At 64.4% G+C, this 13,916-nt stretch carries 16 protein-coding genes; 3 read left to right on the forward strand and 13 right to left on the reverse strand.

The annotated features are described in order from the left end of the window. Positions 1-328: 328 nt before the first annotated feature. The 8 genes from AB0C28_RS41660 to AB0C28_RS41695 form a co-directional block, all read right to left on the reverse strand. On the reverse strand, positions 329-1,711 hold the full coding sequence (locus AB0C28_RS41660) for a site-specific integrase (RefSeq protein ID WP_358080974.1): 1,383 nt from the start codon (positions 1,709-1,711) through the stop codon (positions 329-331). Next, on the reverse strand, positions 1,708-1,899 hold the full coding sequence (locus AB0C28_RS41665; protein WP_358080976.1) for a helix-turn-helix domain-containing protein: 192 nt from the start codon (positions 1,897-1,899) through the stop codon (positions 1,708-1,710). The genes AB0C28_RS41660 and AB0C28_RS41665 overlap by 4 nt, the downstream gene beginning before the upstream one ends. Next, positions 1,896-3,509, reverse strand: a complete 1,614-nt coding sequence (locus AB0C28_RS41670; RefSeq protein WP_358080978.1) for a replication initiator — start codon at positions 3,507-3,509, stop codon at positions 1,896-1,898. Before AB0C28_RS41670 ends, AB0C28_RS41665 begins: the two co-directional genes overlap by 4 nt. Continuing rightward, positions 3,506-3,655: a hypothetical protein gene (locus AB0C28_RS41675; RefSeq protein ID WP_358080981.1), complete on the reverse strand. Its 150-nt coding sequence runs from the start codon at positions 3,653-3,655 to the stop codon at positions 3,506-3,508. Before AB0C28_RS41675 ends, AB0C28_RS41670 begins: the two co-directional genes overlap by 4 nt. Further along, on the reverse strand, positions 3,652-5,070 hold the full coding sequence (locus AB0C28_RS41680) for an FtsK/SpoIIIE domain-containing protein (RefSeq protein WP_358080984.1): 1,419 nt from the start codon (positions 5,068-5,070) through the stop codon (positions 3,652-3,654). The genes AB0C28_RS41675 and AB0C28_RS41680 overlap by 4 nt, the downstream gene beginning before the upstream one ends. Before the next feature lie 86 nt (positions 5,071-5,156). After that, positions 5,157-5,471 (reverse strand): hypothetical protein, encoded by a 315-nt coding sequence (locus AB0C28_RS41685; RefSeq protein WP_358080987.1) that lies wholly within the window; start codon positions 5,469-5,471, stop codon positions 5,157-5,159. Next, positions 5,468-5,734, reverse strand: a complete 267-nt coding sequence (locus tag AB0C28_RS41690; protein WP_358080990.1) for a hypothetical protein — start codon at positions 5,732-5,734, stop codon at positions 5,468-5,470. The genes AB0C28_RS41685 and AB0C28_RS41690 overlap by 4 nt, the downstream gene beginning before the upstream one ends. Further along, a complete protein-coding gene (locus tag AB0C28_RS41695; RefSeq protein ID WP_358080993.1) occupies positions 5,735-6,160 on the reverse strand; it encodes a plasmid replication, integration and excision activator in 426 nt (141 codons plus the stop codon). Positions 6,161-6,324: 164 nt separating this feature from the next. Between AB0C28_RS41695 and AB0C28_RS41700 the strand changes: the two genes are divergently transcribed. Beyond that, the gene (locus AB0C28_RS41700; protein ID WP_358080995.1) at positions 6,325-6,744 is read left to right on the forward strand and encodes a hypothetical protein; all 420 of its coding nucleotides are present in this window, start codon (positions 6,325-6,327) and stop codon (positions 6,742-6,744) included. Positions 6,745-6,756: 12 nt separating this feature from the next. Here AB0C28_RS41700 and AB0C28_RS41705 read toward each other — a convergent pair whose 3' ends face one another. Together AB0C28_RS41705 and AB0C28_RS41710 are read right to left on the reverse strand one after the other, a co-directional pair. Next, positions 6,757-7,488 (reverse strand): GntR family transcriptional regulator, encoded by a 732-nt coding sequence (locus AB0C28_RS41705; RefSeq protein WP_358080998.1) that lies wholly within the window; start codon positions 7,486-7,488, stop codon positions 6,757-6,759. 258 nt (positions 7,489-7,746) lie between these two features. Beyond that, positions 7,747-8,031 (reverse strand): hypothetical protein, encoded by a 285-nt coding sequence (locus AB0C28_RS41710; RefSeq protein ID WP_346112219.1) that lies wholly within the window; start codon positions 8,029-8,031, stop codon positions 7,747-7,749. Positions 8,032-8,376: 345 nt separating this feature from the next. On the opposite strand from AB0C28_RS41710, the gene AB0C28_RS41715 reads away from it, so the two are divergent. Then, positions 8,377-9,666, forward strand: a complete 1,290-nt coding sequence (locus tag AB0C28_RS41715; protein WP_358081000.1) for a hypothetical protein — start codon at positions 8,377-8,379, stop codon at positions 9,664-9,666. A 763-nt stretch (positions 9,667-10,429) separates the two neighbouring features. After that, positions 10,430-11,194: a phage Gp37/Gp68 family protein gene (locus AB0C28_RS41720; protein WP_358081003.1), complete on the forward strand. Its 765-nt coding sequence runs from the start codon at positions 10,430-10,432 to the stop codon at positions 11,192-11,194. A gap of 26 nt (positions 11,195-11,220) precedes the next feature. On the opposite strand, the gene AB0C28_RS41725 is transcribed toward AB0C28_RS41720, so the two are convergent. The 3 genes from AB0C28_RS41725 to AB0C28_RS41735 form a co-directional block, all read right to left on the reverse strand. Continuing rightward, complete coding sequence (locus AB0C28_RS41725; protein ID WP_358081006.1) at positions 11,221-12,321, reverse strand: three-Cys-motif partner protein TcmP; 1,101 nt, start codon at positions 12,319-12,321, stop codon at positions 11,221-11,223. Between the two features lie 946 nt (positions 12,322-13,267). Beyond that, positions 13,268-13,459, reverse strand: a complete 192-nt coding sequence (locus AB0C28_RS41730; protein ID WP_358081008.1) for a hypothetical protein — start codon at positions 13,457-13,459, stop codon at positions 13,268-13,270. 133 nt (positions 13,460-13,592) lie between these two features. After that, positions 13,593-13,910 (reverse strand): hypothetical protein, encoded by a 318-nt coding sequence (locus AB0C28_RS41735; RefSeq protein WP_358081011.1) that lies wholly within the window; start codon positions 13,908-13,910, stop codon positions 13,593-13,595. Positions 13,911-13,916: the final 6 nt, after the last annotated feature.

Here is a 13,916-nt window from a genome sequence, read left to right on the forward strand (position 1 = left end):
TCATGATCGCGATGGTTGCCTATGTCCCGAGACACACTCTGTTGAAGTTTCCTATGTCTTGCGACATGGGTTTCCTATGTCCTGAACCAGCACACTGCAGGGCGCGCGTTCGAGACCAGGCAATCCACGGGTTGACCTGGTCTTTTGCATGATCGGCCCAGTTGCCCTGTAGGCAGTGGGAGGCGGCCCGAAGCAGCCCTGTGCCACTCTTCACGGAACATACGCGGAATGCCCGCAGCCATGTTTTCCCAGGTCGGCACGGGGGTTTCGAGGCTCGGAACGGCGAAAGGACCCCGAGGTGTCCCGGGGTCCTGCCGTAGCTCCTGTGTCACGCCGCGAGCGCTTCCAAGATGCGCCGGTTGGCGATCTCCTGTTGGCCGTCGATGCACTTGGCGTAGACACGCAGCATCACGTCCACGCCGTGTCCCGCTCTCTCGGCCGCTTCCGGGGCGTGCACTCCCGCGTTGAGCCAGAGCGAGACGGCAGCGTGCCGGAGGTCGTACGGTCGGCCCGCCAGGGGAGAGGCGACCTGGTCGGGTGTGAAGGCGTACGTCCGGGCTTCCTGCCAGACCTTCGCGTACGCCGAACCCGAGATCACGCCGCCCGTGCGCGTACGGAAGAGCCGGCCGTCCTCGGCGACTCCGAACGCCGCGATGTGATCCCGCAGAATGGCCACGAGTTCGGGCGGGACGGGCACGGTGCGCGTGTGCTTCACGTCCCGATGCTTCAGCCCGCGCTCGTCGTGAGCCTGCCCCGAGTCGGTGAACCGCCTGTTGCTCTGTGGTCTAGTCTTCTCCAACGTCAGCAGCCCCCAGCCTGTCTCTGGAAGCCGACAGTCCTTCTGCCGCAGTCCCGCCGCTTCTGCCGGGCGAAGACCGCCGAAGTACATGCAGGCGAACATGGCGGCCAGCATCGGCCCGCGCGACCGCCCCACGTAGGTCACCGCGGTGAGTAGTTCACGCGCCTGCCTGGGGCTGACCACCGAGCGCCGATCGATCTCGCCGCTCACCTTGGCTTTGCGGAACTTGACCTTGTGCAGTGGATTCGCCGAAAGTTCCTCCAGCTCCACGGCGTATTCGAGCGCGTGATGGAAGACGGCCCGCTTGCGGCGGTACGTCGAGGTCGCCGCAGGCTTGCCGTCCAAGCACAGCGCCAAGGCTTCCAGCGCCGCACGGGCGTGCTTGGTCTCTTCAAGAGCGGTCAACGGGAGCGAAGCACCCTCCAACCAGCGGACAGCGCGAGCGATCTCCGGTGTCGGCTCCCGGCGACGGTCCTCGGGCAGGAAGGAGTACTCGCGCAGCGCCCGCCGGATGATCTCGTCGGACGGTCGGCCGGGTACGTCGCCGACCAGAACGCGGGTGACGCTGGCGAGAGTATCGGTCATGCCTTCACGGGACTTGGCCGCCGCGTGAGGCCACCACGCGTGGACGTACGCGACGGCGAAGGCGTACCAGGTCCGGGCATCCTTGGCCTTGACCATCGAAGCGGGAAGACCGCTCTCCACGTCGAAGGCTTCGCCCTTCTTGGCCGCCTGCCGCAGATCGGACAGGAAGCTTTCGGCCAGCCCCTTGGTCTTGAAGGTTTGCGACTTCTCACGGTTGCCGACCGTCCACCGGACGGTGTGGGAGACGATCCGAGGCTTCTTGCCGGGCTTGTCCGTTCGGGTGTTGGTACGGATATCCCAGAACTTGACCTTGTAGGAGGTGGTCATGCGGCGCTCCTGAGGGATTCGAGCCAGGCGTCGAGGTCGCTGCGGTAGATGCGGAGTTCGCCGTTGGGCAGGCGGATGCCGTTCGGTGCCTTGCCGATCTCGCGCCAGCGGTAGAAGGTGCGGCGGGAGACGCCGCCGAGTTCGTCGAGGACTTGAGCAACGGTCAATAGTTCGTCTCGCTTGGTCACGCCGCCCTCCCCATGTCCTCGGTTGCCGAAAGATCTTGACCGGCTGCTCTGGCCTCCAGCTCTCGCAGATGGGCTCGCCAGCGCTGCCGTTCGGCCACGGTGCGCAGGAGGCGTACGGCGAGAGGCGGCACGTTGGCGTCTCCGGCCGGGACGGGCCGCCAGATGTAGCGGTGTGGGTCGGTGGGTTGGTCGGTTTGGCCGAGGGCTTCGAGGACCCAGGTACGGCGGTCCTGCTTGTGCTCGGCGAGCGTCTTGTTGGACCACTTGCGGCTGACGAGGATGCGGCGTCCGGCGTAGCCGAGGTGGTCGGGCTTGTGGGCTTTGCCACGGCAGCGGCCGGGTTTCATGCCGGGCTTGGCTCCCTTGGGCTGGATGCCGTAGCGGAGCCAGTTCGGGCAGGTGGGTGAGCAGGGTTCGTAGCGGAGGGCATCCAGTAGGCGGGCGGCATGCTCGCGCTGGGCCTGACCGCCGTCGAGAGCGTCGCCGATGGACTTGGTGAGGTACTTGGACAGGTACCAGATGCACTGGTCGGCGTCCGGGGTGCCCGCAAGCACGCCTTGGACATCGACCTGTTCGCCGAAGCGGATCACGTGCAGCGGCTCGGCGTCCTCGTCGATCGCGTCAAGGGCTTCGTCCCACCTGGGCAGGACTTCGCCGGTGGCTGGGTTCAGGTAGCCGGTGCCGTCTTGCCAGACCGGCATGTGCTCGCCCTCGAAGACGACTTCGTCAGCCTGCGGCCACCAGACCTGGTGATAGGTCGCGGCGGCGATCTGCTTGACCTCCGCTCGTGGGAGCGTTCCACGGATGGCCATGTGCAGGTGCGGAGCCAGTCGCTTCTGAGGCTCTACCGAGGCGAAGTACTGCACGTCATAGCCCGCGACCCGGCGCAAGTTCTGCACGAAGCGGTCGATCAGCTTGGAGAAGTGCAGCGCGTCTCGGGCGGCGCGCGGGTAGTCGTAGGTGTGCTGGTCGAGGGGTACGCCGTCGCGGACCTTGCCGTACGAGGGCAGGGTGAGCGTGACGAAGAGTGAGGGCCGGTAGACCTTGCCGTCGCTGGCTTGGAAGGTACGTCCCAGGGTGGTGTGGGCCATTTTGCGCTTGGGCAGGTCCGGCGCATCCTGGCGTCGCCGGGTGGAGCGGGAGCGCTTGGCGGTGGTGCGGCCGAGGACGCTGCCGCGCATGCCTGCGGCGTTGATCTCCTCGTCCAGGCCCGCGATGATCGCGTCGAGTTCGGTGGTGTCGTCGCCGGCCTTTTCGGCGGCGTCGCGCTGGGCTTGGTAGTCCGCGCGGAACTCCACCAGCCAGCGCTGTTCCTCGTTGGGTTCGTCCGGCGTGATGGTGGGTTCTTCGTCGAGGTGCCAGCCTTCGCGGCACTGGGCCTTGCGGAGCTGCTTGTTGCGCTTGGCACACGGCGGGCACTTGCTGTCGAGGGTGGCCCCGCAGGGGACGTCGATGACCTCCCAGGTGCCGGTGTGGGTGTCGAGGCGCTTGAGCGGGATCGGGCGGATGCAGACGCCGTGCTGCTTGGCGACCTCTACGAGTACGTCGCGGGCCATCGGCATGGCTTGGCGGACGGCTCGGGGGAGGGCGCGGTCGTGCGCATGGGTCATGCGGTCCTCCCTTCGTCGGGGTCGGTGACGATGAGCGCGGTCTGGCCGCACTCGGCGCACTCGACCAGGCCGCGTACGGGGTCGAGCCAGAGAGCGTTCAGGGTGAGGCAGGTGGCGCAACGCAGGCCGTGGAGCAGGTGAGTCATGCGGCCTGCCCGTGGTAGGCGACCATGGCGCGGATGTCGGTGTCGGAGACGTAGGCGGCTCGGACGCGGATGGGGTCGGGTGAGGTCTCCAGGCGCATGTACGCGACGCCTGCGCCCAGTTCGGGGATGGGTGAGATGTGGTCGGCGAGTGCTCCCCGATCGCGTGCGCCGTCGCCGAGGACCATGTCCACCTGTTCGGACTCGTCGAGCCGGAGGGCGATCTTGTCGGGGAAGAGGTTGCGGATGTTCATGACTTCCTTGCGCGGGTCTTGGAGTGCGGCCATGACGCCGACACCGACCGAGCGGCCTTGGGTGGCGAGCGTGGCCAGGGCGGCGGAGATGCGCTGCCGGAGTTGCCGGTCGGGCTGGTAGGCAGTCAGGAACGCCACCTCGTCGACGAGCACCAGGACGAACGGGTCCTCGATGGTCGGGACGTGGGAGCGCTGGAGGCCGGCGAAGCGGGCGGCCCGCTTCTGCATGACGGAGACGGCTTCGTCGAGCAGGTCGGCGCAGTCGGCCGGGTCGGCGGCGTAGCGGCCTTGGAACAGTTCGCGGCCGAAGGACAGTTCCATCAGCTTGGGGTCGAGCGCCCAGACTTCGGCCAGGCCCGCCCGGATGGCGGGGAGCAGTCCGCGGATGGTGTCCCACAGGAAGGAGCCTTTGCCAGCCCCCGTCGCGCCCGCGATCAGGATGTGGGTGCCGTGGACTTTGAGCCGGAGTGGTCGGCCGTCCTCTTGCTTGCCGATCTCGACCGGTCCGACCGATGGCTCGTCGGGGACGGGTAGTGCGGGGATGGGCGTGGCCAGCGGGTCATGGCGCGGGAAGATGAGCAGCAGTCGGCCGCCCTTGATGAGCGCCACCCGGCAGGAGGTGGCGCCGAAGCCGTGGGCGAGGTTGTCGAGGCGGTCGGACCAGTCCTTGACCGCCTGGCCGCCGAGCATCCGGACGGTGATGCGGTCGGCCCAGCCGTCGCAGGTGACGTGGAGCAGGCGCGGCATGTAAACGCGTCCGTTGACTCGCCTGGCGAGGCCGGAGACGTCCATGACGCCGTGCCAGTGGCGGCGGTAGACCGACATGAGCCGCCACCAGGCCAGTAGCCGCCAGCCGACGAGGCGGGCGAAGGAGTCGCCGTCGGTGCAGGCCCAGGCGAGTAGGGACAGCACGACGAAGCCGAACGTGGATACGGCAGCAGGCCAGCCGTACCCGTACCAGACGGCGCCGAGGATGACCGGGACGGCGACGGCGATCGGATGCCGCCAGGTGGTGCGGACGAGGGCTGACAGGAAGCGCCAGCCGTAGACGAGGAAGGTGATGATGGCGGGTGTCTTGAGCACGGCCGGTCGGAAGACGACGGCCGTGTCGGGCGTGGTGGAGACGAGGTTGCGCGCCTCATCGCCAGGCAGCCGCTTGAACATAAGCTGGGAACCTCTCGTGATGTGGAGTCAGGGGAGAACCGAGGGGCCGCCGGAAGTTGCCGCTTCCAGCGGCCCCGCCTTATCTGTCAGGCCGCCGTGTCCCCGGCGTCCTTGTCGGCCTGTTCGGCGTGTAGCTGCTCGCAGTCGGCCAGGTAGCGAGCAGCGGCGTTGAAGATCTCGCGCGCAATGGCCAGATCGTCGTCGGTGACTGGTCCGGCCCCGGTGGTAGAGATGTGCACGTTCGCCTCGTGGGAGGCGAAGTCCAGGTATGGGCGCGGGTTGCTGAGCAGGAGTCCGGCACGCACCTTGAGACGCGCGGTGTGGAAGGAGACGCCGACGTCCGGCGCGGAGTCGGGCTGCATGGACAAGGTGACGTAGGTGTAGGGGCGGTGCTCGCTCACGCCGCCACCCCGCGCCCGTCCGGGAGGCCGTAGAAGCTGCGCTCCAGCGAGCGGGCGAAGCGGTGCGCCTCGCGGGCGAGCTGCCGCGCGAACTCCAGGTCTTCGGCCGTCACGGGTCCGTTGGTGGTGACCAGGACGGAGGTGGCGCCGAAGTCGAGCGCCAGGACGGGCTGACGGCGCGGGAACGGGTGGTTGAGCGTGTGGGCGGCGTGCCCGGTGGTCAGCCGGATCACGCTGTTACGTGGCGTACGGCGTCGGGTCATTTAGGCGGCGTCCTTTCCGGCCGAAGCCTTGCTCTGGGCGGGCTGGTTGAGCTGGCGAGGTGCGTGCATCTCCCGCACCTTGATCGAGTACGCGAGCCGTCCAGCCGCGTTGACGTACGGCGTGACCGTGATGCCGTCGAACGCGACCGGCGTGAACGGCAACCCCGGCATGGGCTGCGGCGGCACCGGCTGAACCGGCGCGAGGATCTTGACCGCCACCGTCTTCTGGGCGGGCTTGAGGGTCGGGTCACCGTCCATGACCGCGACCTGCCAGACCAGCTCAGCGGTCTGCTTGTCGCGGGCCTGCACGAACCGGCCGCCGGAGGAGGCGTCGAAGTCCTTGACGGGCTCGACCTCGCCGACGATGTAGCAGCCGTGCGGGAAGACCATGGCGAAGGTGACGGGGATGGGGCCTTGCAGAGCCATAACTACGTTCCTCTCTTGGATGACAGGCACTCGACCTATCAAGTAGCTAGACGATAACTGTCCGTAGCTTGCTAGGTCAAGTGACTAGGTGTGAGGTGACGTGCGTGTCACCACTGCGATAGACAGTCGCCCAAAGCCATGGCCCGACATATCAGGAGGATCCGGTGCGAAATCCGGTGGGTTGCTTAGCCGTGGTCGTCGTCGTACCGCTGATCGGATTGTTCCTACTGTTCAAGATCCCGATGTGGCGCGACGACGCCCGCTTCGACGGCTTCCGCGAGCGAGCACTCGCCTACCCGCTGCCGCCCAAGACGCAGAGCAAGGGCAGCGACGACGCAACCTTCGGCAAGATCTCGGACGGCAACGGCGACTACTGTGAGTACCGCGTCCAACGGGCGCTCCAGACCCGCCTGTCTCAAGGCGAGATCCGCACCTACTACGACAAGGCTCGCATCAGCGGAGCCGACACCAAGGGAAAAGCGGATGTGTCTCTGCGCTTCGGTGACGCCACGGGAGACGACATGGAAGTCACCGTGTCGTTCGGCGACATCAGCCCCAGCGACTGGGACTTCCGCTGTGCGTAGACGGCAGCCGGATCACGTGACCGGGTAGGCGTCTTCCAGCTCATGCCGGTCAGCGGGCAGCAGCACCTCGACAACAGCAAGGGGCCGGCCGGAGGCATCGCGGACGGCACCGAACACCGCCAGAAGCGGAACGTTCTTCGGCATGCCGAGGCGCTTGGCCTCATCGGCAGAGGGCATGCGCGCGGTGATCTGCTCCACGATGTGATCGAACCGGACCCCCTTGCGCGCCTGGAGATGTTCCCGCAACCCCTGCCGCAACGGCTCACCACTGGTGAGATCCGTACCTCCGGAGAGATCCAATGGCAACCAGAGCGACACCAGCTCGGTCGGCTCGCCGTCACGCACGATGAGCCGCCGCCGGACGAACACCTTGCTCTTGGGCTGGACGTCGAGCAGCACGCCAACACGATTCGGGGCCGTCATGGCGCCCACTTCGACGACCTCGCCGCTGGCGTCGGCCTCCGGCTTAGTGAGGTACGCCTGTCCAGGCCGCTTCTGCTCAATGGAGGCCATGGCCGGACGGCCGCGCACGAAGCGTCCCTTGCCCTGCTGGGACTCGATCCAGCCCTGCTCACGCAGCACGCGAAGGGCGGCGACCACGGTGGGGCGGGAGACGCTGAACTCCTGGATGAGTTGGTTCTCGCTGGGGAGGAGCGTGCCCGGTGGGTAGTCTCCTGCCTCGATGCGCCTCTGCAGAGTCTGGACAAGCTGCGCATACTTAGGCGGCACGGACTCTAGCGACATCTTGACCGTCCAACAGCCGACAGGTTGTTTTACCAAGTTTGAGAGTAACCGGCAAACCACAGCCTGTCCACGCGGTTGGGATAAGGCGGGGAAGCCATAGGAGAAGAACCGGCAGGCAGCACAGCAGCCGGACGGGGAAGAACGCCGCGGGGGCCACCACTGCACTGCCTGCCGGGAAGGAGGCGCGACGAGACAAGGGCGGCGGCGATCCCTGCCCCCCTTAGACAGAGAAACGCACTCGCCTCTTCGCGCCGGTCATCACCTGGCGATGTAGTCAGCCAGGAGCTTCGCCGCACCCTCCGGATCAGCGGTCGGGTGCCGCTGCTCAGCGCTCTGCCAGGAGTAGTAGGCCCCGCCGAATCCGACGAACACCCACACCGGCATCCCCGGCTCCCGCTTGTGCACCATGAGCGCGCTGTTGTTGTCCCGCAGTTCGGCGTTGACGCCGAGGTGCGTGAGCTCGTCACGCAGCCGGACGAGCATGTCGCCCTCTTGCTGGATCGGTGGGAAACCGGCCATCGCCGCCCCCATGATCGAGTTCATTTCGCGTTCCCTTCGGCCTGGCCGCCTCCGAGGCAGTCGAGACACTCTCGCTCCTCACATCGGGTCTGATCGGTGTCGCAGTCGCCGATGAGGAGCGCATGGCGCGAGTCGCGCAGCTTGTTCCCGCGTCCCCGGCAGCCGGGGCAGGGCGACGTCTTGCTTGTCTCGTCTGGCCGGATCACCGTCGCCATCTCCTCGTTCATCCGGCGTTCCCTGTGGCGGGAGGCCGCGTGACGTACCGTGGTTGCTTGATGACAAGTCCACCGGCAACCGAGTCTGAGCAGGACCCCTGAACGGCCCCCTCATTTCCCCTTTCGAGCCCCCAGCCGGGAGGAAGACCCGAAGATGCCCGACTACATCCCGAACGTGCGGCTACGTGCCTGGCGCAACGAGCACCACCTCACCCGCGCCGACATGGCCGACCGCATCAACGCCACACCGGTAGGCATCGCCGAACGCCTCACGTGCGACGAGGAACGGGTCCGCCGCTGGGAGGCCGGCGAAGTCCGCTGGCCACGCACGCCGTACCGGCTAGCGCTGACTCAACTGACCGGGATGGAGCCGGAAGCACTTGGGTTCTCCCAGACCAGACAGACCAACAGCAGACTCATCGAGGCCCAGGTCATCCCCGCCGACGCCCTCCGTGTCGAGGCCGACCTGTACGGCACCATGGAACTCGCCCAGCAACTCCAGGCATCCGACGTCGGCACCGGAACCTTGGAGGCTCTTGCCGAGGCCGTCGATTTGCTGTGCCGCGCCTACCCGATCGTGCCCGCAGGCACGCTACGGGACCGGACGCAGAAACGCCTGGCACAGATCAACCGCCTGCTCTCCGGCCGCCTCACCCTGGACCAGCACCGCGAACTCCTCGTCATCACCGGCTGGCTCACCGCCCTGCTCGGCTGCGTCCACTACGACCTGGGGGAGCGGGAAGAGGCCGAAACAGCGCGACGCGCCGCCTTCGAGATGGGCCGCCAGGTCGGACACGGCGAACTCATGGGCTGGGCACACGAAATGTCAGCATGGTTCGCCCTCGTCGAAGGCCGCTACGAAGACGTCGTCACCGCCGCCCGCATGGGCCAGGCCGTCGCTGGGACCAGCAGCGCCATGGTTCAGCTAACCCTGCAAGAGGCTCGCGGCCTTGCCCGCATCGGCGACCGCCGTGAAGCCGACCGCGCACTAACACGTGGAGCCGAGGTCCTCAGCACCCTGTCCATGCCCGAGCACCCGGACCACCACTTCGTCTTCGACCACGCCAAGTGGGTCTTCTACGCCGCCACCTGCTACACATGGCTGAGCGATGATGACCGCGCTGAAGAGCATGCCCGCGAAACCATCCAGATGCACATGCGCCCTGACGGCACCTCCAATGCCCCGATGAGAGTCGCCGATGCACACATAGACCTTGGCATCGTCCACGCTCGGCGCGGCGATCTTGACGCGGCTGTTGATCAGGGACTGGCTGCCTTCGACATCGATCGACGGTCCCTTACCGACCTCGTGCACCGTGCTGGAGATCTCGACCGTGTGCTACGGCAGCGCTATCGACGCGAAGCGCTTGCCGAAGAGTTCCACGAACGGTTCGTCACTGCCCGTAGAGCCCTCACTAACCGCCGTCCGGACCTGCTCGATTGAGCGAGAAGCGGGACCACTTGCAGGTCTGCCGAATTGCCGAGTTGTTCTCTTAGGTATCAAGCGGCGGCGCGGCGCGCCGCCGTACTCCCGGCCCTCCGCCCGCCCGCCGTCCGGGCGTGCGGCCTGGGGGCCGGTCCCGGACGGCGGCGGGGCACCGGGCCGGCCACCGCACGCCGGCCCAGCCGTACGGACCGAACGCTCCGACCGGGGTTGCCACGCCGCCGGACAGATGCAGCCCTACGATCGCCACTGCACGGCCGGTCGCCGTACATGCTCGGGGGCGATCGACGATCCAGCGTTCGTTCCTCACCCTGGCTCACCGAATAACGTGGCTGATCTTCGAGCTGTGGATCCCAGGATTCAAGAACACGGCGACGCTATCGTCGCTGACCTCTTTGCCCCGGCGGCGGTTGGTCTACGGGACGACGGGCTGGACAGATAGAGGTGAATGTCTCGTGTCGGACGGGAGGGAGCTGGGTCAGACACCAGGAGGCACTCGCCTGAGAGGCAAGTGGATTGGCGACGCAGCAACTCGCAAGTGTGGCAAGCTCGAACCTCGGCACGCACGCGAGGAGTGTCGCTCGCTAAGACCGGCGGTGAAGCATATGGACGCGGCGAACGACTGATCTTGATTGCGGTGTCCAGCTACTGTTGCACATACTCGCGGCAGAAGTATCGAAATTTCGTTCGAGATCGGCTATGATCGTTGACGATCGGTACGGTGTCGCAAGAGCGTTCACCATGCCGGAGGAGGTGTGTAGCAATGGGCGACCGTAGCCTCATCGAATGGACAGAAGCTACATGGAACCCAACAACAGGATGTGATCGCGTCTCACATGGCTGCGACAACTGCTATGCCCTAAGCCTCGCCAAAAGGCTCAAGGCGATGGGGCAAGCTCGCTATCAACGCGACGGCGATCCAAGGACCTCCGGACCTGGATTTGGCGTAACGCTACACGAAGACCTGTTGAATCTCCCTCAACGCTGGCGGAAGCCTCGCCTCGTGTTTGTCAACTCTATGAGTGACCTATTTCATGCACAGGTCCCCTTGGACTTCGTAGTCCGTGTATTCGAAACAATGGAAAAGACTCCTCAACACACGTATCAGATACTTACCAAACGTGCCCGACGTCTCCGACGGATAGCCCATAAACTACCGTGGCCGGAAAATGTTTGGGTAGGGACTAGTGTCGAGAGTTCGGATGTAGCTGATCGAATCGATGATTTGAGGCGGATCCCAGCCCGGACTCGCTTCCTCTCTTGTGAGCCCCTGCTGGGACCGATTCCTTCCCTGGATCTGGACGGAATATCCTGGGTTATCGTAGGTGGCGAAAGTGGCCGCAACCATCGTCCCGTTGACCCATATTGGGTTAAGGAGATTCGGGATCGATGTGTGGGCGCGAATGTGCCATTCTTCTTCAAGCAATGGGGCGGCAGGACCCCTAAAGCTCAAGGACGTATGCTTGACGGACGTACTTGGGATGAGATGCCTGAACGATCAGGCTCTCTGAACCTCGTGAATGCATAGAGCAGCACTAGGAGATGCCTAGAACACTAGGCAGGGAAGATCACAACTGTACCTGGAGGGAATTGAGACCTTCCTGGGCGTCGTACCTGGATCGCGTTCTCTCTCTCCAGCGGAGTCAAGGCAAATCGGCGCAGGTGAGACTTCTTGTAGGGCGTCCGTGTAATCGTGAAATCCTCTAGCTGCTGGATCGGTACAGCTTTACCAGCGAATTCTGTGCGCAGTGCTTGTTGCAAAGGGCGCGCGTCTACTCCGTCTTCGATGAATAGGACAGTTTGTCCAACAAGCCTGTCGGAGAATCGGTAGTCCCCTCCGGGATCGATCTTCCACATCGAATCTTTCATAAGTTCTAGGCCCTTGATGTCTCGCGTGCCATAGAACAGGTAATAGCCGATGTGCCCGTATGTGTTGATCATGGCGAATGATTGCACGAACGAGAACTCGCAGACTGACTTCAACTGCTCTTCATAGAGGTTATGAAGAAATTGTTGGCGCGGCTGTCCCTGAAGAGCCGCAGCCTCCTTATAGCGTTCGGTTCCGAAGAGGTCTTTGAGGTGATGGTCTATGTTGCCGGCACCCGCGAACCGGTTCACGGAATCGACCATATAGTTGACAAAGAGCTCGCAGCGCGGAGAGGCGAGAAGATCTTTGATAACAGTGATTGGTAGCCCAGAGACGCCGAATGGATCTACGAAGGCGAAGGTTGGCACAAGCTGTTTCTTCAGCCTCTGCATCTCGGTAATGATATCTGAGGCGCTCGCTTCGAACTCCTTGTTGACCAGCTGGACTTTCACATTGCTTGGCCAGGGCGCACGAGCTTCCTTAAGTTTTTTTACTTCCACCTCCAGGCTTGTGAATCTTTTCGAGTCGTGTTCGCAGAACATGAAGAGGAAGTCGCATTTCATTCTAGAAAAATGCGCATGGTCGAGCAGTGTCGTGAGTGCGATAATGGGAGAGCCTGCCTCGCCGTTCTTGTATCGCCCCGGGCCGGCGAATCCATCGAAGAAGAAGATTCGGTTGTTGTAGCGGGACATGACGGGAAACCATCCGTTGAGGTATCCGCGGAGGATCTCGTGCTTAGCTCTGGTGTGGGGTTCCAGATCCCAATGAATGGTTTTCGGGCCTGCCATAAATGCTCCCTCCGCGTGACTTTATCGCGTGAGTCCGTAGACGCCTCCGTATGGTAACGCGTCCAGGCTTGCAAATCGCTTAAACCGACATAGCTAACGACATCCGTCATTTCGGAGCAAACAGTCACAACTGTAGTTGCTTCAAGTTGATGACTATGGACCTCTGACTTGATTTGTCTGGCCGCGACGTGCAGGCAGGAGGCCAGTTCTCAAGCGGCTGCGCAAGATGCGCATAATGATCAAAGGCCGTGTATAGGACAGCGTGTATCTACGTGCAGGTAGCGGCCACGTTATGTCCTAGCTGCCACGAGCTGTGACCCTGTCGAGCTTTCGTCGCGGTTTGCGACTTGCGGCGATCGACGAGCTGAGCTTCGTATCAGCTCAGCCCCTGGACGCGGTGGCTGGCAGATGAGGTGGCACCTGTACGTCAGCCCGGATCACCTAGGGTTGCAGTTCGGGTTGCAGTTCATCTTTGTACCAGGACGTTCCGCGTGGATCACGGGAGCATGCTGGTCCAGGCGGAACGGATCTGGACAGGCACGATCCAAGCTGCTAATGCGGTTTGGTTTGCAGCGGCTGCGCCACTGGGGCCGAGCATTCATGATCCGGAACATGCGCGGAATGATCTTCATGATTTGAGCGCCTACGGCTCATTCCCTGAGGTCTGGGCCTGAGGGGACCTATAACCATCGCTCCACTTCTAATCCGACGGTCGCAGGTTCGAATCCTGCAGGGCGCGCTTTGATCATGGCTTGACCTGCGGTGATGCGGGATCGGACGCGTTCTAGAATTTTCGTCTAGCGGTTGCGTGCTCCGTACGTGCTCGCCCGCACCAACCCCGCACACACCATGATCCATTTGCCATCCTCTCACTCGGCCCAAGAGCGGCGGCCCCGCCTCGCCGCGAGCAGGCGGCGAACGCGGGGCCGGATGCTTAATCCGACTGTCAGCTCTTCAGCGAGATGAGCTTCGCAGTGTCGGTCTGACCGTCATCGTTGAACAGCAAGGCGGCGGTCTTCTCGGCTGCCGCCATGGCGACCTGCGGGTAGACGGAGGTGTAGGTGTCGGCGGTGGACGCACTCGAGGTATGTCCCAGTGTTTCCTGTACCACCTTCATCTCCACCCCGGCCGCCAGCATCAGCGAGGCCGCCCTCGGCGACGATCAGGTGTCCGGGGGAGCGCCCTGATCATCGCCGCGGAGGTGGTCGACCGAGAGCAGGATCGGTCTGCCACCAGGTTCAGTGAACGCGTCGAGCACGTGTTGAGCGGGGTTATCCGGCGTTGGGGGCTGTTGCGGCCAGGACGCGGCGGATGTGCTCGGTTGCGGTGGCGAGGTGGGTGACTTCGGTGATCGGTTCGTTCCATGACCAGGTGAACAGCCATCGGTCCTGCTGCTGGACGATGGAGATGGTCTCCGACAGGGCGGTGGCTTGGGGGTTGATCACGCGTAGGCGCGGTAGCCGGCCGTTCTGGGTGAGCAGGTGAGCGTGCAGGCCGCGGCTTTGCAGCGCTTCTTGCAGCTTGCCGAGGTGAGCGGCGGCTTCGGCGGCCGTAGGAGGCGCGATGGGGTCGGGCAGGGTTTCGGTCATGCTGTC

Source organism: Nonomuraea sp. NPDC048892, from assembly GCF_040649735.1.
In the GTDB taxonomy this organism is placed as follows: domain Bacteria; phylum Actinomycetota; class Actinomycetes; order Streptosporangiales; family Streptosporangiaceae; genus Nonomuraea; species Nonomuraea maheshkhaliensis.

What these genes read in the sequence shown, in the direction of transcription:
- AB0C28_RS41660 (WP_358080974.1), bottom strand. Translation starts at nt 1,711, where the DNA reads ATGACCACCTCCTACAAGGTCAAGTTCTGGGATATCCGTACCAACACC.
- AB0C28_RS41670 (WP_358080978.1), bottom strand. Translation starts at nt 3,509, where the DNA reads ATGACCCATGCGCACGACCGCGCCCTCCCCCGAGCCGTCCGCCAAGCC.
- AB0C28_RS41675 (WP_358080981.1), bottom strand. Translation starts at nt 3,655, where the DNA reads ATGACTCACCTGCTCCACGGCCTGCGTTGCGCCACCTGCCTCACCCTG.
- AB0C28_RS41680 (WP_358080984.1), bottom strand. Translation starts at nt 5,070, where the DNA reads ATGTTCAAGCGGCTGCCTGGCGATGAGGCGCGCAACCTCGTCTCCACC.
- AB0C28_RS41690 (WP_358080990.1), bottom strand. Translation starts at nt 5,734, where the DNA reads ATGACCCGACGCCGTACGCCACGTAACAGCGTGATCCGGCTGACCACC.
- AB0C28_RS41695 (WP_358080993.1), bottom strand. Translation starts at nt 6,160, where the DNA reads ATGGCTCTGCAAGGCCCCATCCCCGTCACCTTCGCCATGGTCTTCCCG.
- AB0C28_RS41705 (WP_358080998.1), bottom strand. Translation starts at nt 7,488, where the DNA reads ATGTCGCTAGAGTCCGTGCCGCCTAAGTATGCGCAGCTTGTCCAGACT.
- AB0C28_RS41710 (WP_346112219.1), bottom strand. Translation starts at nt 8,031, where the DNA reads ATGAACTCGATCATGGGGGCGGCGATGGCCGGTTTCCCACCGATCCAG.
- AB0C28_RS41715 (WP_358081000.1), top strand. Translation starts at nt 8,377, where the DNA reads ATGCCCGACTACATCCCGAACGTGCGGCTACGTGCCTGGCGCAACGAG.
- AB0C28_RS41720 (WP_358081003.1), top strand. Translation starts at nt 10,430, where the DNA reads ATGGGCGACCGTAGCCTCATCGAATGGACAGAAGCTACATGGAACCCA.
- AB0C28_RS41725 (WP_358081006.1), bottom strand. Translation starts at nt 12,321, where the DNA reads ATGGCAGGCCCGAAAACCATTCATTGGGATCTGGAACCCCACACCAGA.
- AB0C28_RS41730 (WP_358081008.1), bottom strand. Translation starts at nt 13,459, where the DNA reads ATGCTGGCGGCCGGGGTGGAGATGAAGGTGGTACAGGAAACACTGGGA.
- AB0C28_RS41735 (WP_358081011.1), bottom strand. Translation starts at nt 13,910, where the DNA reads ATGACCGAAACCCTGCCCGACCCCATCGCGCCTCCTACGGCCGCCGAA.